This window comes from Deinococcus aetherius, from assembly GCF_025997855.1.
GTDB lineage: Bacteria > Deinococcota > Deinococci > Deinococcales > Deinococcaceae > Deinococcus > Deinococcus aetherius.
Window position 1 is genome coordinate 1,304,726 of the sequence record NZ_AP026560.1, and the last position, 17,717, is coordinate 1,322,442.

Genomic DNA, 17,717 nt, shown 5'->3' on the forward strand with positions numbered 1-17,717 from the left:
GTTTACGGCTGGGAGCGGTGCGGGAAGTCCCGTGAAGTCTCTATCCCGCCTGCCCCGCCAGCGCCTTGCGGATGACCCGAATCTGCCCCCGGTGGCTCACCTCGTCCTCCATGACGTGAAACCAGGCCCAGTGGTGGTTGGGGTAGTCGAAATCGGGCACCTGAAGGCGCAAGGCCAGCCACTCGTCGTCGCGGCGGGCGAGTTCGGCGAGGGTGTCGGCGCGGGCGGCCTCCAACTCGTCCAGGTAGTGCTCCAGCGGAAAACCCTGAACCCGCCCGCCCTCTTTCCCCAGGCTGAGAGCGCCGCCGTAGAGGGCATTCTCCCCCTCGTCGAAGTCCCGGTTCTCGAAGCTCAGGCGCTGGTAGACCCGGTCCACCGCCGCGATGTGCGCGAGCAGCATCCCGATGGAATTGGAAAAGCCTGGCGGGGTGGCGTCCAGTTCCTCCACGCCCAGGCCCGCGACCGCTTGCAGGGTGGTGAGGCGGGCGTAGTGCAGCATGGCGACGAGGACGCCGATGTGGGGGGTGTAGCCGGGCGGGGGCTTGATCACGCAGGCTCTTTGCCAGTCCTCACGGGTCGCGGTCATGCCTCACTCTAGGGCCAGTCTGCGGCTGGGGCTCTCCTGACCCCGGCTCCACGTGCCGCAGCCACCACTCCTGCGGCACCTCGCGGCTGTGGTTCGCCCACACGTCCTCGAAACTCGCCCGCTGCTCGGCCACCGCACCCGCGTCCGTCGTGGCGAGCATGGCCTCGTTCAGGCCGAGGGAGCCCCAGGACGAGAAGTGGAAGTTCATGCTCCCCGCCAGCACCATACGGTCGTCCACCGTAAAGGCCTTAGTGTGCATCCCGAAGGTGACGTAGCGGGCCTCGAAGCGGTCCTCGATGCCGCGCCGCCGCGCTTCCAGGCGGAGGAGGGCCACGCCGCTGCGGTTGGGGATGCGGTCGATGCCGTAATCGACCATCAGGGCGCGAACCTTCACGCCGCGCTCCATCGCGTGCAGGAGGGCGCCGAGGTACACGGGCCAGCGGCTCACCGGGCAATCCTGCGGCTGGAGGTAGGCGTACCAGCACCCCAGCGAGGGGCTGAACTCCGCCTGCATCAGGTCGAGGCTGTGCCGCGCCGCACCGATGAGCGCCACCTGCGCTCGGTCGGCCTGGTCGAAGCCGGGGCGGCGGTAGAGGAGGAAGGCGCGCGAGTCGCCCGCCGTCGTCAACGTCCTGGCCCCGTCCGGGTGGGTGGGAGCGTCGGGCTCGCCCACCGTGCAGAGACGGGCCACGTCATCCGCCCCCACGCCCTGCGGGCAGCGCACCTGCCGCGAGTTCCGCCACAGGTCGTCGAAGGCGGCCACCCCGTCCTGGGCGACCGGGCCGCGCATCCGCAGGCCGAGGTCGTGGAGGTCGCGCCCGCCCGGCTCGCTGCCCGGCAGGTGCCATTCGGTGAAGTTGTACCCGGAGACGGTGAGATCCTGCCCGTCGATCACGTGCAGCTTCGCGTGGCTGTGCGGGAAGTAGCGGTAGTTCGCCACGCCGAGCCGCCACCCCACCCGCGCGTCGTTGAGGGGGACGCCGAGCTGCCTCAGGTCCCGCACCAGGGCGAGCGCGTAGGTGGCCCCGTCCTCGCGGGTCAGGTCGGGAAAGCCGCCCAGCGCCACCCGCACCGTCATGCCCTGGGGATAGGCGGCGGGGTTGGCGCGCACCCACCCGTACAGGTCGCGGGCCGCCTGGGCGAAGGTCCAGCCGGGGCGCCCCTCCCCCGCGTGCCACTCCATACTGGTGAGCAGGACTTCGGAGCGGGCCTGCCGTATCTGCTCCGCCGTCACGTCGAAGGCGTCCGGCTGCCCGGACGCGCGTGGCGTCCGCAGGAAGCCCGCGAAAGCGTTGCCGCACGAGTGGTCCGCCCGCCCGCCCTCGGTCGTCACCCGCCAGAGGGCGAGTTCGAGGGGGTCAGCGGGGGCGGGGCAAGCCAGAGCGGAGGGATTGAGCGGCGAGGGCAGCGCCACGGTGCCCAGCCCCAGCGGGAACTCCGAGCCCAGCGCGCCCGCGCCCCCGAATAAGCTGAATCCGGCCAGCGTCAGGGCGCCGAGGGTGAGCCGGAGTTTTGGGCGCCGAGGACGGTAGGAGGGGGCGGGCATCTCCCCGGCAAGATAGGTCCCGTCCCCAGGAGCGGAGGGTAAGTTTGCTGACGGGCTCTTGACACAAGGGCTGGCGTCTACGGCTTCCGGTCAGTCCACGACCTGAAAGCCCAGCCTCTCGGCCTGCTCGACGAAGAAGTTGATGTTCTCGGTCAGGGTCTGCGGCCCCAGGCTCTTGCGCCCATGCTCGCCCGTCGCCGCGATGATCAGCGTCTCCGCGAGGCAGGCGGGCACCGCGCCCTCGCCAAATTGCAGGTCGATGTTGCTCGTCATGCCGCCGGGCGGGCGCACCACGCCGCCGGGAATCACCCGCACGCCGGGCACCTCCCGCACGCTCTCGTCGGCGTCGGCGGGGCGCCCCTCGTCGAAAATCCAGGCGCCGGGTTTGACGTGCTGCGGAAAGATCACCGGCCTGGGGTCCGAGGTCGCGCTGAAGATCAGGTCGGCCTCGCGCAGGGTGTCGTAGCTCGTCGTGGTGACGATCTCGGTGTCCTTCACGGAGCGGCGCAGGGTGGCGGCGCTCCGCTCCAGCCGCTCCATGTCCCGCCCGATCATGATGACCTTGCCGACCTGCGGGGCAATGGTCCGCGCGATGCCGAAGGCGACCACCCCGTTCGCGCCGACGATGCCCGCCGTGGCCTGACGCAGGTCCCGGCCCTCCTGCGCGAAGTGGTGCAGGATGCCGGGAATGGCGGCCTTGATCGTGCCGCTGGTGTACGCGCCGCCGTTCGTGATCGTGAGGTCGGGCACGGCGGCCTGCACGTCCACTCCCTTGTTGCCCACGACCGACCAGAAGGCGCCGAGCCCGAAGACCTCCGCCCCGAGTTCCTGCGCGAGCCGGGCGCCCTCGATGGCGCGGCGGGTGGCGAGGTCGGGGTCGGAGGTGAACATGTCGGGGAGCAGGGGGCTGCTCAGGAGGTAGCAGCGAATCTCCTTGCCCCCCTGCGTCTTGATACCGTGGAGTTCGCCCACCTTCATGGGGCGCAGGTTCGCCGCCATGTGGCGCACGCTCGCCTCGCTGATCACGCCGCGCTCGACGAGCGGTTTGAGCCACGCGAAGCGCCGCGCCGACCAGAAGTTCTCCAACGTCATCGGGTGAATCATGAAGGCCGTGACGACCTGATCGTCCCGCTTCCCCGCCACCGGCACGTCCTCGCCCACGCGCGGCTCGGTGCTGTCGAGGATGCGCCCCAGGTTCTCCTTGAATCTCCACGTCGCCGCCACGAGGAGGCCCAGCGCCCCCAGCTTGGCGGGAATCCCCAGCGGCGAGACCGCCACCAGAAGGGCGAAGGCGAGCAGCCCGAGGACCGTCGCGGCGCTCGCGTAACCCCAGTACCCTACGGCGGCGGCGTACACGACGACGGGCAGCGCGGCGATCCAGAAGCCGACCCCGCCCGCGACCGCGAGCCCGGCGAGTACGCCGAGCAGCACGAGGTTTCCCCGCCCACGCGGCGGCACTCCCCCGTACAGGGCACGCGGCGGGTTGAGATGCCCCAGATACGCGGCGAGCGCGGCGAGCACGCACAGCTCGCGCGAGCCGAGCGACGACGCCATCAGCACGGCGAGGAAACCCTTGGAGAAGTCCAGCCCCGCGCTCGCTGCCGCCAGCCCCGGCCCCACCCGCCGCAGGACGTTCTCCACCCCGAGGTTGTAGGCGTTGTTCACGCGCGGGTCCACGCCCATGCGTGAGAGCAGCCAGTGGCCCAGCGGCAGGCTCCCCACGAAGAACGCCAGGACGAGGAGCAGGACCGACAAAAACGCCATGAGCGGCATTCTATCCGGCTTGCCGGGGTTGGCTCCTCGCGTCCTACCCCTGCACCGGATACCCGCCCCGCTCGCTGCTGTGTCCCGGTCTCACCTTGAGTTCCGGGCGGACGTGGTGCGCGGCGTGGTTGGCGGCGATGGCCGCCTGCGCGAAGGCGAGCGAGAGCAGCTTGAAATCCTTGCCGGAGCGGGCGAGGTCCCCGACCACGTACACGCCGGGGAGCGAGGTCTCTCCACCCGGGCCGTCAGGGACATACTCGCCGTCCCATTCGAGGGGCCAGCCCTGGAGGGTGGAGAGGTCGGGGAGGTAGCCGCCCAGGACGAGCACGGTCTCGGCCTCCACGTGGATCGTCTCACCGTTCGCCGTCAGGTCTGCTCCCTGTGGGGTGAGCCCTTGCAGAATGGCGGGTGCGAAGACCTGCACGCGCCCCTGAGAGCGAAGCTCCTCTAACCGCGCGAGTTCCCCCGGCTCTCCCCGGAAACCCGCCCGGCGGTGGGTGAGGGTGACTTCTGCCCCTGTGTCCGCGAGTTCGAGCACGGCCCGCGTCGCCTGGGGCACCCCGCCGACCACGAGCACGCGTTTGCCCGCGAATTCAGCCAGGTCGGGCAGGTCCGTCCGCACGTCCGGGTGGCTCTCCGCCCCCGGCACCCGCGCCTCTCGCGGCAGCAGGGCACCCAGCCCCGCCGCGAGGATGACGGCGCCCGCCGCGTATCGTCCCCGGTCCGTGCCGACCACCCAGCTACCTTCTCCGTCCGGTTCAAGCGTGCGGGCCACCTCACCCGTCCGCACGTTCACGTCCAGGGGGGCAAGCTGGTCTTCGAGTGCCCGCACGAGGTCCGCCGCCCGCGTCTGTGGCCTGCCGGGCGCGTCGTACACGGTCTTGTCGGGATACAGGGCCATCAGTTGCCCGCCCAGTTCCCCCCGCGCCTCCAGCAGCCGCACGCTCAGGCCGCGCCATCCCGCGTAGAAGGCCGCGTGCAGCCCTGCCGGACCGCCGCCAATGACCAGAACGTCGGTGCGGGGTGGGGTAGAGGTGGAGGACGGCTCGACCTGCATGGCGGGAAGTATCGCAGAAGGGCGGAGGCGGGAAATGGACGGGAGGCGCAAAAGAGAAAGGCCGGGATGCCTCCCAGCCTCGTCTCCCCAGCCTTCTCTTCTCAGCCTTCCGCCTCCTGCAACGCCTTGCGCCGGTGCTGAAGCATCTCGTGCTTGAGAACCACCTTGCCACGCGGGCGGCCCTGCGCCTTGCCCCGCGCCAGCTCGTGCGCGTCGAGGGCCTGCCAGTCCTCGAAGGTGTACACGTCCACGTTCTTGCGGGAGAGCAATGCGTCCACCGCCTCTCGGGTGGGTTGGGCGGGCTTGGGCAGAACTCCGGCCTTCGCGTCACTCAGCAGGTGCGCTACCGTGTCCACCGCGTCCTTCTTGTTGGTGCCAATCACGCCGCTGGGGCCGCGCTTGATCCAGCCCGCTGTGTACTCGCCAGGACGGCCTTCTACACGGCCCTCGTTGTTCGGAATGACGCCGCGCTTGGCGTCGAAGGGCACGCCGGGCAGCGCCACCCCCTTGTACCCGATGGACCGCAGCACCATCTGCACCGGCAGCGTCTCGTACTCGCCCGTTCCCACCGCGTTGCCGTTCTCGTCCAGGCGGTTGCGCTCGATCTTCAGCCCCCCCACGTTCCCCTCGCCGTCGTCCAGAATCTCGACGGGCGAGGCGAGGAAACGCAGGTGGATGCGCCGGTCCTTGCCCTCGGGCGTGCGGACGGCGAAGTCACGCAAGACCTCCAGGTTCTTCTTCTTCGTGTTGTCCGTGTTCGCGGCCTCGGCGGCCTCGTCCACCTGCACCTCTGCGGGCTTGACGATGGGGTCGGCCCCCTCCAGCTCGCCGAACTCGCGCAGCTCCTTGGTCGTGAACGCCGCCTGCAAGGGTCCACGGCGCCCCAGCACCCACACGTCCTTGACCTGGCTGCGCTCCAGGGCTTCGAGCGCGTGCCCGGCGATGTCGCTTTCACGCAGTTCCGCCACCGTCTTGACGAGGATGCGGCTCACGTCGAGCGCCACGTTCCCCACGCCGACCACGGCCACGCCCGTCGCGTTCAGCAGCATCTCGCGCGCCGCCGCGTCGGGGTGCCCGTTGTACCAGGCGACGAACTCGGTGGCGCTCATCGAGCCCTTCAGGTCCTCGCCGGGGATGCCCAGGCGTCGGTCGGAGGACGCGCCGACGGTGTAAACGATGGCGTCGTAGTGCTCCCGCGCCTCCTCGTGGGTGAGGTCGCTGCCGAACTCGACGTTGCCCAGGAAACGGACGCGAGGGTCCGAGAGCGTCTTTTCGAAACCCTTGGTCACGCTCTTGATGGTGAGGTGGTCGGGCGCGACGCCGTAACGCACGAGACCGTAGGGGGTGGGCAGACGGTCGAACACGTCCACCTCGACGGGGAGGTCGTTTTGCTTGGTCAGCGCCTCGGCGGCGTAGATGCCGCTGGGGCCGCTGCCGATCACAGCCACGCGCAGGGGTCGCTCGGGGGTGAAGGTCGTCATACCGGGGAGTGTAAAGGGCGCGTTTGGAGAGAACAGGAGCCGTATCTGGACGAATGTTGTCACACGTCTGGTCACAGGAGACAAAAGCAAAAACCGCCCGGCGTGAACCGGGCGGTGTGCGGTGAGTGTGTCCTTACGCGGCGGCGATGGTGCTCAGCGCCTGCTCGTTCTTGAGGGTGATCTTGCCGTACCCGGCGCTGATCACGCCCTCGCGGCTGAGTTCGCCGACGACCTTGGTGACGGTCTCACGCACGGAGCCGACGGCGGCGGCCAGCTCGTCGTGGGTGGCGTAGATCATCGTCTCGCCGGAGTCGAGCTGGGTGGCGAGGGCAGTGTCCTTGAGTTCCAGCAGCTCACCCGCGATCCGGGCGCGCAGCCGCTTGCCGACGAGGCGGTAGATGCTCTCGTAGGCGCGCTCCAGCGTCTTGACGAGGTGGGTGGTCACCACGAGGTTGTCCTCGGCAGTCATCAGCGCGGGGTTGATCACGTCCACGCTGGAGTCGGTGACGGCCTCCGCGAAGTAGGCGCGGTTCACGCCCGCGAGAGCCTCCTCGCCGAAGTACTCGCCGGGCTTGACGTAGCGCAGGGTCAGGCCGTTGCCGTCGTCGTCCATCGTGTGAATCCGCACCAGGCCACTCGCCACGCGGTAGAGCATGTCGCTCTTGCCGGGGTAGAGGATCACCGCGCCGGGGCGGTAGGTGACGGTGTCCACGAAGGTCTTGGTCAGGGAGGAGTTGGTCTGCGTCATGGGGCTCGCCTCCTGGGCGTTGAGATCAGTGAGGGGGGAGCGCGTGCATCCCCGCATAGATCACAGTGTAACCTCTGGTCACGTTTTTGTAAACAGTTTTGTTTCTTTAATCATCGTTTAGCTCACCATTTCCTCAGTGGGGCCTGATCCGGGGGAGTGCGTCTGTCACGGCAAAACTGAACCTCGTCCATCCTGCCCCCCTCTCACGCAAACTTCATTGGAAACGCGGCTCCGGTGCCTCAATCAGGAATATGCGAGGGCCCCGGAACTGGATCGTCGCCGGAAGGGAAACGCGCCCGACCACCTGGGCCGAGCGCGTCGGGTCTTCCTTCGCCGAGGCTTACAGCTCGTCCTCGCGGCGGATCGGGAAGGCGCTGATCACGCGGTCTCGGTCGCCGATGTTGATGACCTTGACGCCCTGCGCGGTTCGGCCCGTCACGCGGACCTCCTCGACGCGGGTGCGGATGACGGTGCCCTTCTCGGTGAGGACCATCAGCTCCTCGTTCCCGGCGACGTGGGTCAGGGTCACGAGCTTGCCCGTCTTGTCGGTGACGCCGAGGGTGATCACGCCCAGGCCGCCGCGTCCCTTGCTGGGGTAGTCGCCCACGGGGGTGCGCTTGCCAAGCCCGTACTCGCTGACCGCCAGGAGTTCGCTGCCCTCGTCGCCGCCGGGCACGAGCGCCATGCTCACCACGGCGTCGTCCTCGCGCAGCCGGATGCCGATCACGCCCTGGGTGGCCCGTCCGGTGTCGCGCACCTCGGTCGCCGCAAAGCGCATCGCTTGGCCCTCGCGGCTGGCGAGCACCACGTCGTCGCCGTCGCGCTGGATGCCCACGCCGATCAGCTCGTCGCCGGGCTGGAGGTTGATGGCGATCAGTCCCGCCGAGGTGATGTTGCCGTACTCGGCGATGGCGGTCCTCTTCACCATGCCGCGCTTCGTGGCGAAGATGAAGCAGCCCGGCTCGTCGAAGCCCTTCACGCTTAGCACCGAGGCGATGTTCTCGTCCTCGCGCAGCCCCGGGAGCAGGTTGCGGATGTGGGTGCCCTTGGCGTCGCGGCCCGCCTCCGGGAGGTCGTAGATCTTCTCGTGGAAGACGCGGCCCGCGTCGGTGAAGAAGAGCAGGTAGTCGTGCGTCGAGCCCACGAAGACGCTCGTGTTGATGTCCTCCTCGCGCAGCCTGCCGCCCGAGGCCCCACGCCCGCCCCGCCCCTGCGCCCGGTACGCGCCCAGGTTCGTGCGCTTGAGGTAGCCGGCCTTCGTCATGGTGATGACCATGTCCTCGACGGCGATCAGGTCTTCCTTGGAGATGTCGTCCTCAAGCTGGGTGATCACCGAGCGGCGGGTGTCGCCGTAGCGGTCGCGCACGTCGCGGATCTCCTTCTTGATCTCGCGCCACAGCAGCCGCTCGTCGCCCAGGATGCCGCGCAGCCGCTCGATGGTCTTGCGCAGCTCGTCGTACTCGCCCTGGAGCCGCTCGCGCTCCAGCCCCACGAGGCGTTGCAGCCGCATGTCGAGGATCGCCTGGGCCTGAATCTCGGTGAGGGCGAACCGCTGCATCAGCGCGTCGCGCGCCTCCGCCGCCGTGTTGGTCGCGCGAATGCGTTCGATCACCTCGTCGATGTGGTCGAGCGCCTTGAGCAGCCCCTCCAGCACGTGCGCCCGCTCCTCGGCCTTGCGCAGGTCGTAGGCGGTGCGGCGGGTCACCACGTCGCGGCGGTGGGTCAGAAAGTGCCGCATCGTGTCGATCAGCGGCAGCACGCGCGGCTCGCCCCCTACGATGCTGAGGTTGATCACCGTGAAGGTCGATTGCAGTTGCGTGTACTTGTAGAGCTGATTCAGAACCAGCGTGGGGATCGCGCCGCGCTTGAGTTCCACGACGATCCGCACGGGCTCCTTGCGGTCGGACTCGTCGCGCAGGGCCGAGATGTCGGGGATCTTGCCCGCCTTGTACATCGCCGAGATCGTCTGGATCAGGTTGGTCTTGTTCACCTGATACGGAATCTCGGAGATGATGATCTGCGCCCGCCCGTTCTTCTCGTCGATGCGGGCCTTGCCGCGCACCTTCAGCCCCGCGTGCCCGGTCTCGTACGCCTCCCGGATGCCCTGCCGCGAGATGCGCCCGCCCGTGGGAAAGTCGGGCCCCTGCACGTGGGTCATCATCTCGTCGAGGGTGATGTCGGGCTTGTCGATCAGGGCGAGCAGCCCGTTGCTGATCTCGGTCAGGTTGTGCGGCGGGATGTTCGTCGCCATGCCCACCGCGATGCCCGTCGCCCCGTTCACAAGCAGGTTGGGCACGGCGGAGGGCAGCACCGTGGGCTCGACGGTCGTCTCGTCGTAGTTCGGCTTGAGGTCGACCGTTTCCTTCTCCAGGTCGGCCAGCAGCTCCTCGGCGAGCTTCGTCATGCGCGCTTCGGTGTAACGCATGGCGGCGGGCGGGTCACCGTCGATGGAGCCGAAGTTGCCCTGCGGGTCCACCATCGTGTAGCGCAGGTTCCACCACTGGCCCAACCTGACCATCGCGTCGTAGACGGGCGCGTCGCCGTGGGGGTGGTACTTCTTCATCACCTCGCCGACCACCGCCGCCGACTTGGCGTGCTTCTGGTTGGAGGCCAGGCCCTCTTGCAGCATCGCGTACATGATTCGCCGTTGCACGGGCTTGAGACCGTCGCGCACGTCGGGCAGCGCGCGGTCCACGATCACGTTCATCGCGTAGTTGATGAAGTTCGTCTTGACTTCGCTCGTGATGTCAACAGGTTGAATTCCAGTCATGAGGCTCCAGTCTGTGCGCGCCGCGCGGGAAAAAGGGCCCGTCGGCGGAGGCGAAGGTGAGCCCGGCGGGGAGCCGGGTTATGGAATGAGTCTATCACATTATGCTGTGAGCGTAACGACTCACCCTTCATTTCCGTCTGGGATTCTACCGCACCGGGACGCGGAAAACAGGAACTCGGCAGGGAGACGACAGCGTGCCGGAGCCTCAACACTCCACCCGTGACCGAACCGCAGCCCGACCGCGCTCTTAACTTCCGCCGCCCTCTGCCCGATCTGTATCGCAGCGGCGACCTCGACCGCCTGAGCGAGCGGGGGAGGGGAGAATTGCTCACGCTGGGGGTCACCCGGATGATCGACCTGCGAAACCGCGTGGAGCGCGAGATCGACCCGCCGCCCTTTCTGGGGCGGACCGAGTACCTGAACCTTCCCCTGCTGCCATATCGCAACCGTGCCCTGAACGCTGCCACTGCCGAGGCGCGGAGCAATGCCGATCACTACCGTGCATCCCTGGATTACGCGGCCAACCAGATCATGACGGTCCTCGGGGCCATCCTTGACGCGCCGCCCGGTCCCGTGCTGGTCCATTGCCACGCCGGAAAGGACCGCACTCGTCTGATAGTGGCCCTGTGCCTGGAACTGTCAGGGGTGCCGCCTGAGCGGATCGCCGACGATTATGCAGCGAGCGAGCCGGAGCTGGCGACGCTTTACGAGGCTGCCAGGGCTCGGAGGACACCTGAGGCTTGGTCGAAGCTCGAACCTTTCGTGGCCCCACGCCCAGAGGACGTTCTGGCGGCTTTGGCACATCTCGACACCAACTGGGGTGGCGTGGGGCCGTACCTCACAACCCACGGGTTCAGTTCAAATGAGCAGGCAGCCCTCGCCGCACGTCTGCTTCCCCCGCCTCTGTCAGAGTTTTGACTTAACCCGCTCTCTACCATGCCCCTGATGCTCCCCCACCTCACGCAACTCGTGACCGACGTGGACGGCGCCTGGGCCGCCGCCATAGGCGGACTTGACGGCCTGCTCGTCGAGGGTCACGCCGCCGCCGACACCGACCTGGGCCTCCTCGTGGCCGAACACGCCGGGCTGATGCGTGTGGCCAATGCCTCCTACAGCGACACCCTCGGCGACGTCAACCCGCGTGAGCTGTACCTGCGCGGCGAGCGGGTCAGCGTGTATCTGCACCCCATCACCCCCGACTTCTTCCTGCTCCTCGCCCTCGACGGGCGCAGCAACCTGGGTCAGGCCCGGCTGTACGGCCGCGCCGCCGCTCGCGGGCTGGAGGCCCAACTGTGAGGCTCGACGTTCTGCGCACCGTTCCCGGCCTGGTGGGGGGCGTCCTCGCCGGTCCCGACGGCCTGCCCCTGGAGATGGTGGGGCCGGGCGGAGACGCCCTCGCCGCCGAGCTGACCTCGCTGGGAGCCGTCCTGGAACGCATGGGCCGCCGTCTGGGCGCCGGGGCCGTGACCCGGGTCGCCTTCACGTCCGAGCGGGTCGAGGTCGTCGCGGTCGCCGGGGAGACCTTCCTGCTCGCCGCCGCTCTGCAACGGGGCACCGACACCCGCGCCGCCGGTCAACTCCTCGCCCGCCTCGCCTCGGAACTCAGCGACCTGCCCGTGCTGGAGCACGCGTGATCGCGCCGCTGCTCGACGTTCGGGGCGTGCGGCACGCCGCCCTGGTGGACGCGCGCGGAGCCGTCGTCACCGCCGTCGGGGAGGAGGCGGACCTCGGCGTCGTGGGAGCGGGGCGGGCCGTGATCGGCAGCCTCCAGGCGGCCCTCGGCCAGGGGCAGTGGCAGGACCTTCTTCTCGACGTGGAGGGCGGCCCCCTGCTGCTGACCCCGCACGGCGACCAGATCCTGCTCACCGCCTTCGACGACGTGGCAAACCTGGGGCGCGTGCGCTTCGCGGTGCGGAGGCTGCTGGGGCAGGGGTAGGAACGCGAGTTCTCTCCCCGTCCCTCACCCGTCCAGCGTCTCGAAGCCGGGCACGCTGTCGAAGAGGCCCCGCAGCGGCAGGGTGGGAAGCGGCGTGCGAGTCCCGCCGACGGCGAAGCTCTCGACGCCCAGCAGGCGGGTTTCCAGCGCCTCACGCTCCTCGGGGCTCATGCGGCCCAGCAGGCTCGTCTCTCCCGTCTGGGTGCCGTGCGCGGCGAGGGCGGCCTTCTTGTTCTCCGCGTAGGCGGCGACGTTCATTCGCAGGGCGATGGTGTCCTCGCTGACCCCGTAGACCAGGGGGTCGAGGTCCTGCCCCATGCGCGAGATGCCCTGCGCCGCCTCGTGCGTGAACGCGGTGAAGTACAGGCGCCGGGGCCCCCCGCCCGCCACATGCCCGGTGCTGAAAAAGGCAGCAGTAGTCGCCCGGTGAATCTGGAGGTGGTCGATATGCCCGTATCCCCCGTGCGGGTCGAAGGTCACGACCACCTGGGGCCGCACCTCCTCGATCAGGGCGCGGAGTTTGACCTCCACATCGAGGGGCGAGACGTTCATCAGCGCGAGCGGGTCGTCGTATCGGGTGCGCTCGTAACGCCCCGAGTCGTGGTAGTCGAGGAAGATCGGTTCCGAAATCTCCAGCGCCCGGCACGCCTCGCGCAGTTCCCGCTCGCGTTGCTGGCCGAGGTCGTCCACCGTCATGCCCGGCACGGTGATCTTTCCGGCCTCGCCCCGGGTCGCGCAGGCGAGAAGTACCCGCACGCCCCGCCGCGCGTAGTGGGTGAGGGTGCCGCCGACGCTGAACGCCTCGTCGTCGGGGTGGGCGAACACCGCGAGGAGGGTGGGTTGCTCTGAGAACGTCACCGGGGCAGTGTACGCCGGGAACGTCCGCCCGCCGGTTGGCATATTCCTTAGGGTGAAAGAAGCCTTGCGTACCCTCAGGGCGCTGCTGGCGCAACTTGTCCTCGCGCTGATCGGCCAGCCGGTGCCGGGTCCGGCGAGGCCCGAACGGAGACGCTCTGCCCGGAAACAGGAGCGGCCGGAGAAGGAGGAAGCTCCCGTCGGCCCGGTCGGAACGCTGCGAACGGTGGCGCGAGAAGCATTTTACGCGCTGATCGGTCAACCCTCTCCGGGCGAACCCTCCTCCGCTTCCAGGCGCAGGCCGCGCTCGTAGAAGTCCCACAACTCGTCCGTCCAGCCCTCGTAGATGCGGCGGCGGTTGCCCAGGTCGGCGGCCTCCAGCGCCTCCCCGAGCGCCCGGTAAAAGCGGCTGCCCTGCTCGCGCATCGCCCGGGCCGTCCAGTACGTCTCGGAACCCAGCAGGGTGCTCAGGCGGCCCTGGTCGGAAGAGGGAACGGTCATGGGGGACATGATGCGGGGAGGACGCTACCCTGGCGCCGATGACCTCCCCCTCCTCCCCCGTCGTGGGCCGTTTCGCTCCCAGCCCGACGGGCGCGATGCACCTGGGGAACGCGCGCACGGCCCTGCTCGCGTGGCTGCACTCCCGCGCCCTGGGGGGCCGACACCTCCTGCGTTTCGAGGACCTCGACACCGGGCGGGTGAGGGGCTGGGCCTTCGACACCACCCGCCGCGACCTGGAATGGCTGGGGCTGGACTGGGACGCGGAGTTCGTACAGTCGGAGCGGCTGGACGTGTACGCGGAGGCGGTAGCGCAGCTCGACACCTACCCCTGCACCTGCACCCGGCGCGAGGTGCTGGCGGCTATCCAGGCGAGCGCGGGGGCCCCCCACGGCGAGGAACCCGTCTACCCCGGAACGTGCCGGGCGGGCAGCGTGAACCCGGGGCGCCCCGCCGCCCTGCGCTGGCGGGTGCCCGACGAGACCGTGTGTGCCCATGACGTGCTGACTGGCGAGACCCTCTGCCAGCACCTCCACGGCGAGGTCGGTGACTTCGTGCTGCGCCGCAACGACGGGGCCTACGCCTACCACCTCGCGGTCGTGGTGGACGACGGCCTGATGGGCGTGACGGACGTGGTGCGCGGCGCCGACCTGTGGCCCGCCACGCCCCGGCAGGTAGCTCTGCAAAAGGCTTTGGGTTCCCCGACGCCGCGTTACCTCCATGTCCCCCTGATGACCGACTTTCGCGGCGAGCGCCTCGCCAAGCGGGGGGGAGCGCCGCCCCTGATGGCCCTGCAGGAGGGGGGAGAGGAGCCGGGCCGGGTGCTGGCGGCCCTGGCCCGCTCGCTCGGCTGGGAGGTGCCGGAAACGGTCTGTCCGGAAGAGTTACTGCCGTCCTGGCGGGCACAATTAGCTGCGGCCCAATTCCCTCTTTCCCCACAAACTTAGATGACTTGTCTAAGTTTTCCGAACGCGCGTTAGGGTCGAACCTTCTACCCTGTAGGCACCATGTCCCTGACACTCCCCAGCTACCCGCAGCCGGACGGGCGCGGGCGCTACGGACGCTTTGGCGGGCGCTACGTCCCCGAAACTCTTATCCCCGCGCTCGACGAACTAGAGGCCGCCTACCAGGCTGCCAAAGCCGATCCCGCCTTCCTGAACGAACTGGGCCGTCTCTTCAAGGAGTTCGTGGGTCGCCCCAGCCCCCTCTACCTCGCCCAGAGGCTGACGGACCACGCGGGCGGGGCGAAAATCTACCTCAAGCGCGAGGATTTCAACTACACGGGGGCTCACAAGATCAACAACTGTCTCGCACAGGCCCTCCTCGCCGTGCGGATGGGCAAGCGCCGCGTGATCGCCGAGACGGGCGCCGGGCAGCACGGGGTCGCCAGCGCGACCGCCGCCGCCCTGCTGGGCCTGGACTGCGTGGTGTACATGGGCGCCGAGGACATCCGCCGCCAGGCGCTGAACGTCTTCCGGATGCGACTCCTGGGCGCCGAGGTCCGCGAGGTCACCTCCGGCACGAGCACCCTCAAGGACGCGACCAACGAGGCGATCCGCGACTGGGTGACGAACGTGAGGGACACCTTCTACATCCTGGGCAGCGTGGTGGGCCCGCACCCCTACCCGGCGATGGTCCGCGACTTCCAGGCCGTGATCGGCGAGGAGGTCAAGGTGCAGCTTCAGGTGGTGGAGGGCCGTTCCGCCCCCGACGCCATCGTGGCGTGTGTGGGCGGGGGCTCGAACGCCATCGGCATCTTCGCGCCGTACGCCTACCTGCCCGAGGGCGAGCGTCCCCGGTTGATCGGCACCGAGGCCGCCGGGGAGGGCGTGGAGAGCGGCAGGCACGCGGCGAGCATGGCGGGTGGCCGAGTCGGCGTCCTCCACGGCTCGATGATGTACCTCCTGAACGACGACGAGGGCCAGATCGTCCCGCCGCACTCCATCAGCGCGGGCCTGGACTACCCCGGCATCGGCCCCGAACATTGCCACTACAGCGAAACGGGCGTGGCCGAGTACGTCCCCGTCACCGACGCGCAGGCCCTGGAGGCCCTGCAACTCCTGACCCGGCTGGAGGGCATCATTCCTGCCCTGGAAAGCGCGCACGCCGTCTACCACGCGGTGAGGCTGGCGCAGGAACTCGGGCCGGAGGGCGTCATCGTCGTCAACCTCTCCGGGCGCGGCGACAAGGACGTGGCGGAGGTCATGCGGCTGCTGGAGATGGAGCGGGATCAGGACCTGCTCGACAAGGACGTGGAGCGGGTCATCGAGGAGGTTGTGGCATGACCGCGACGTTGACGAGGGGGGCCGAGCGCATTCACGCCGCCTTCGACCGGGCGAAGGAGGAGGGGCGCGCCGCCTTCATGCCCTTCATGACGGCGGGTTATCCGAGCGCCGAGGAGTTTCCTGCCGTGGTCGACACCCTGCTCGCCCATGCCGACCTGCTGGAGGTGGGCATCCCCTACTCCGATCCCCTCGGGGACGGCCCCACCGTCCAGCGGGCGTCGGAGCAGGCGCTGGCGGGGGGGACGAGCACGCGGCGCACGCTCGCGCTCGTGAAGGACCTGCGGGAGCGGCACGACACGCCCATCGTGGTCATGACGTACGTGAACCCGATCTACGCCGTGGGGCCGCGCGAGTTCATGCGTCTTTGCAAGGACGCGGGGGTGGACGGCCTGATCCTCCCCGACCTGCCGCCCGACCAGGACCTCGAAATCGCCGACCTCGCCGCCGAGCACGGGCTGGCGGTGACCTTCCTGATCGCGCCGACGAGCACGCCGGGGCGGGTGCGGCTGGTGGCGGACGCCTGCACGGGTTTCCTGTACGCCGTCTCGGTGACGGGCGTGACCGGGGCGCGGGAGGGGTCGGCGCTCGGCGAGGTGCCCGCCATGCTCGCCCTCGCCCGGGAACACGCCCGGGTACCCGTCGCCGTGGGCTTCGGGGTGAAGGACGCCGCCACCGCCCATCAGGTCGCCAGGGTGGCGGACGGGGTGGTGGTGGGCAGCGCCTTCATCAATGCCGTGCGGGAAGGGCAGGACGTGGGGACGCTCGCCGCCAGCATCGCCGAGGGGTGCCGCCGGTAGGACCCGGTAGCACGACCGAGGGGCCAGCTTGCCGGGTTGAAGCTGACCCCTCCTCCATTTCTTCCCCTGGCCCCTTCACAGGGGCGCTTCGACCTTCCGCCGTGACACCGCTCGTGAGCGCGTGATGGCCTGCATCACCACCCAAGCCCCCAGGGTGAGCCCCGCGCACAGCAGGAACACCGCCCGGTAACCGAAAAGCTGCGCCCAGGCCCCCGACACGATGCCCGCGAACATGCTCCCTATGTTCATGGTGTTCGAGTACAGGGTGGTGGCGACGCCGAAGCGCCCCGGCATGAGTTCCTGGAAGTACGCCATCCCCAGCCCCGCCAGCACAGCGAGGACTGCCGCCCGCACCGCCTGGGTGACGATCAGAAGTGGCATCCCCTGCGCGAGAAAGAGCAACGCGAAGTGCAGCACGAAGAGGCCCATCGCCCACTTCACCAGCCGCTCGGTGGAGGGGAGCCGCCGCGCGGCCACGAAGGCGAGCATGAAGGGGATCTCCAGCAGGGCGCAGAAGCCCACGAGAAAGCCCACCTGCCCGTCCGTGCCGCCCAGCTCCCGGGTGACGAGCAGCGGGAACATCGTCATCCCCATGCTCATGCTCATGCCGTACAGCACGAAGGCGACGGCGACCGGGGCGAGGGGACGGCGGGGCCGTTCGTCCTGGGCCGCCTCGGTGGTGACGGCGTTCATGGCGACGGGGCGTGTGGCCCGCACCTGCAAGACGGGCAGGGCCGCCAGCGCGAGGCACCCCGCCGTGAGGAGAAAGAGCCCCCCGAAGTCCAGCCGCGCGAGGGCGAAGGCGCCGAGCCCCGGCCCCACCACCCAGGCGAGCGCGAAGACCGAACGCAGCGCCGTCACCGCCCGGTCGGGGAGGGTCCCCGGCGCCGCCGCGAACTGCGCCCGCGCGAGCGAGAACACCTGCGGGAAGGCCGCCGCCCCCGTCGCCAGCAGGGTCGCCCCGACGAGCAGCAGCCCTGGGTACGCCCGGGTAACGCTCAACCCCGCGTAGCCGAGGGCGGACGCCGCGAGCGCGAGCAGCAGGACGGGCCGTCGGTCGCTCAGCCGGTCCGACAGGCGGGCCAGACGGGTGCTGATCAGGACGCTGCTCACGGCCGTCAGGGTGAGGAAGACGCCCAGTTGCAGCGGCGTGAGTTGCAGGCGGTTCACGGCGAAGAGGGGAAGGAAGGGGGCGGCGAGCGACTGGGCCAGGCCGATCAGGAGCACCGTGAGGGCGAGCCCCGGGGCGTGGGGAAGGCGCCAGGCGGCGGCGAGAGCGGGAGAGGGGGCGTCCGACATGGGCGTCACCCTAAAGCGTTTGGGTGTGAAGGGTTTGGGAACGCCCCACCTCTCCCCGAATGACAGCGTGCTTTGGCCGGGTTGAAGTGTGACGA

General features: G+C 69.4%; 17 protein-coding genes. 7 read left to right on the top strand and 10 right to left on the bottom strand.

Annotated elements, in window-relative coordinates; translation table 11 throughout:
* Positions 1 to 40: 40 nt before the first annotated feature.
* From DAETH_RS06545 to gyrA, 7 genes are all read right to left on the bottom strand, one after another.
* Positions 41 to 586, bottom strand: coding sequence for a DinB family protein (locus DAETH_RS06545; protein ID WP_264777111.1), 546 nt, complete (start codon positions 584 to 586; stop codon positions 41 to 43).
* On the bottom strand, positions 570 to 2,132 hold the full coding sequence (locus DAETH_RS06550) for a phospholipase D-like domain-containing protein (RefSeq protein WP_264777112.1): 1,563 nt from the start codon (positions 2,130 to 2,132) through the stop codon (positions 570 to 572). Before DAETH_RS06550 ends, DAETH_RS06545 begins: the two co-directional genes overlap by 17 nt.
* Before the next feature lie 90 nt (positions 2,133 to 2,222).
* Entirely contained in the window at positions 2,223 to 3,896 is a 1,674-nt protein-coding gene (locus tag DAETH_RS06555; RefSeq protein ID WP_264777113.1) for a glycerol-3-phosphate acyltransferase, read from the bottom strand.
* A 43-nt stretch (positions 3,897 to 3,939) separates the two neighbouring features.
* Positions 3,940 to 4,953 (bottom strand): NAD(P)/FAD-dependent oxidoreductase, encoded by a 1,014-nt coding sequence (locus tag DAETH_RS06560; RefSeq protein WP_264777114.1) that lies wholly within the window; start codon positions 4,951 to 4,953, stop codon positions 3,940 to 3,942.
* 101 nt (positions 4,954 to 5,054) lie between these two features.
* On the bottom strand, positions 5,055 to 6,434 hold the full coding sequence (locus DAETH_RS06565) for an FAD-dependent oxidoreductase (RefSeq protein WP_264777115.1): 1,380 nt from the start codon (positions 6,432 to 6,434) through the stop codon (positions 5,055 to 5,057).
* A 133-nt stretch (positions 6,435 to 6,567) separates the two neighbouring features.
* Positions 6,568 to 7,182, bottom strand: a complete 615-nt coding sequence (locus DAETH_RS06570; RefSeq protein WP_102126665.1) for a helix-turn-helix domain-containing protein — start codon at positions 7,180 to 7,182, stop codon at positions 6,568 to 6,570.
* Positions 7,183 to 7,522: 340 nt separating this feature from the next.
* The gene (gene gyrA, locus DAETH_RS06575; protein WP_264777116.1) at positions 7,523 to 9,952 is read right to left on the bottom strand and encodes a DNA gyrase subunit A; all 2,430 of its coding nucleotides are present in this window, start codon (positions 9,950 to 9,952) and stop codon (positions 7,523 to 7,525) included.
* Between the two features lie 219 nt (positions 9,953 to 10,171).
* Here gyrA and DAETH_RS06580 point away from each other — a divergent pair, with 219 nt between their 5' ends.
* The 4 genes from DAETH_RS06580 to DAETH_RS06595 are packed head-to-tail and all read left to right on the top strand — an operon-like array spanning position 10,172 to position 11,888.
* Entirely contained in the window at positions 10,172 to 10,870 is a 699-nt protein-coding gene (locus DAETH_RS06580; RefSeq protein ID WP_264777117.1) for a tyrosine-protein phosphatase, read from the top strand.
* A gap of 27 nt (positions 10,871 to 10,897) precedes the next feature.
* The gene (locus tag DAETH_RS06585) at positions 10,898 to 11,248 is read left to right on the top strand and encodes a roadblock/LC7 domain-containing protein (RefSeq protein ID WP_264777118.1); all 351 of its coding nucleotides are present in this window, start codon (positions 10,898 to 10,900) and stop codon (positions 11,246 to 11,248) included.
* Positions 11,245 to 11,586, top strand: a complete 342-nt coding sequence (locus DAETH_RS06590; RefSeq protein ID WP_264777119.1) for a roadblock/LC7 domain-containing protein — start codon at positions 11,245 to 11,247, stop codon at positions 11,584 to 11,586. The genes DAETH_RS06585 and DAETH_RS06590 overlap by 4 nt, the downstream gene beginning before the upstream one ends.
* Entirely contained in the window at positions 11,583 to 11,888 is a 306-nt protein-coding gene (locus tag DAETH_RS06595) for a roadblock/LC7 domain-containing protein (protein WP_264777120.1), read from the top strand. The genes DAETH_RS06590 and DAETH_RS06595 overlap by 4 nt, the downstream gene beginning before the upstream one ends.
* Before the next feature lie 24 nt (positions 11,889 to 11,912).
* Here DAETH_RS06595 and DAETH_RS06600 read toward each other — a convergent pair whose 3' ends face one another.
* Together DAETH_RS06600 and DAETH_RS06605 are read right to left on the bottom strand one after the other, a co-directional pair.
* The gene (locus DAETH_RS06600; protein WP_264777121.1) at positions 11,913 to 12,746 is read right to left on the bottom strand and encodes a PIG-L deacetylase family protein; all 834 of its coding nucleotides are present in this window, start codon (positions 12,744 to 12,746) and stop codon (positions 11,913 to 11,915) included.
* Between the two features lie 255 nt (positions 12,747 to 13,001).
* A complete protein-coding gene (locus DAETH_RS06605) occupies positions 13,002 to 13,244 on the bottom strand; it encodes a hypothetical protein (RefSeq protein WP_264777122.1) in 243 nt (80 codons plus the stop codon).
* A gap of 38 nt (positions 13,245 to 13,282) precedes the next feature.
* Here DAETH_RS06605 and gluQRS point away from each other — a divergent pair, with 38 nt between their 5' ends.
* From gluQRS to trpA, 3 genes are read left to right on the top strand one after another with little or no spacing between them, the layout of a single operon-like run.
* Complete coding sequence (gluQRS, locus tag DAETH_RS06610) at positions 13,283 to 14,188, top strand: tRNA glutamyl-Q(34) synthetase GluQRS (RefSeq protein WP_264777123.1); 906 nt, start codon at positions 13,283 to 13,285, stop codon at positions 14,186 to 14,188.
* Between the two features lie 60 nt (positions 14,189 to 14,248).
* Positions 14,249 to 15,526 carry a tryptophan synthase subunit beta gene (trpB, locus tag DAETH_RS06615; RefSeq protein WP_264777124.1) on the top strand — a complete coding sequence of 426 codons (1,278 nt, stop codon included), beginning with the start codon at positions 14,249 to 14,251 and terminating at the stop codon, positions 15,524 to 15,526.
* Positions 15,523 to 16,323 carry a tryptophan synthase subunit alpha gene (gene trpA / locus DAETH_RS06620; RefSeq protein WP_264777125.1) on the top strand — a complete coding sequence of 267 codons (801 nt, stop codon included), beginning with the start codon at positions 15,523 to 15,525 and terminating at the stop codon, positions 16,321 to 16,323. Before trpB ends, trpA begins: the two co-directional genes overlap by 4 nt.
* 75 nt (positions 16,324 to 16,398) lie before the next feature.
* Here the strand turns inward: trpA and DAETH_RS06625 are convergent, their stop codons facing one another.
* Complete coding sequence (locus DAETH_RS06625) at positions 16,399 to 17,622, bottom strand: sugar efflux transporter (RefSeq protein WP_264777126.1); 1,224 nt, start codon at positions 17,620 to 17,622, stop codon at positions 16,399 to 16,401.
* Positions 17,623 to 17,717: the final 95 nt, after the last annotated feature.

Coding starts and splice junctions, on each gene's coding strand:
- DAETH_RS06545 (WP_264777111.1), bottom strand. CDS start 586: ATGACCGCGACCCGTGAGGACTGGCAAAGAGCCTGCGTGATCAAGCCC.
- DAETH_RS06550 (WP_264777112.1), bottom strand. CDS start 2,132: ATGCCCGCCCCCTCCTACCGTCCTCGGCGCCCAAAACTCCGGCTCACC.
- DAETH_RS06555 (WP_264777113.1), bottom strand. CDS start 3,896: ATGGCGTTTTTGTCGGTCCTGCTCCTCGTCCTGGCGTTCTTCGTGGGG.
- DAETH_RS06560 (WP_264777114.1), bottom strand. CDS start 4,953: ATGCAGGTCGAGCCGTCCTCCACCTCTACCCCACCCCGCACCGACGTT.
- DAETH_RS06565 (WP_264777115.1), bottom strand. CDS start 6,434: ATGACGACCTTCACCCCCGAGCGACCCCTGCGCGTGGCTGTGATCGGC.
- DAETH_RS06570 (WP_102126665.1), bottom strand. CDS start 7,182: ATGACGCAGACCAACTCCTCCCTGACCAAGACCTTCGTGGACACCGTC.
- gyrA (WP_264777116.1), bottom strand. CDS start 9,952: ATGACTGGAATTCAACCTGTTGACATCACGAGCGAAGTCAAGACGAAC.
- DAETH_RS06585 (WP_264777118.1), top strand. CDS start 10,898: ATGCTCCCCCACCTCACGCAACTCGTGACCGACGTGGACGGCGCCTGG.
- DAETH_RS06605 (WP_264777122.1), bottom strand. CDS start 13,244: ATGACCGTTCCCTCTTCCGACCAGGGCCGCCTGAGCACCCTGCTGGGT.
- gluQRS (WP_264777123.1), top strand. CDS start 13,283: ATGACCTCCCCCTCCTCCCCCGTCGTGGGCCGTTTCGCTCCCAGCCCG.
- trpB (WP_264777124.1), top strand. CDS start 14,249: ATGTCCCTGACACTCCCCAGCTACCCGCAGCCGGACGGGCGCGGGCGC.
- trpA (WP_264777125.1), top strand. CDS start 15,523: ATGACCGCGACGTTGACGAGGGGGGCCGAGCGCATTCACGCCGCCTTC.
- DAETH_RS06625 (WP_264777126.1), bottom strand. CDS start 17,622: ATGTCGGACGCCCCCTCTCCCGCTCTCGCCGCCGCCTGGCGCCTTCCC.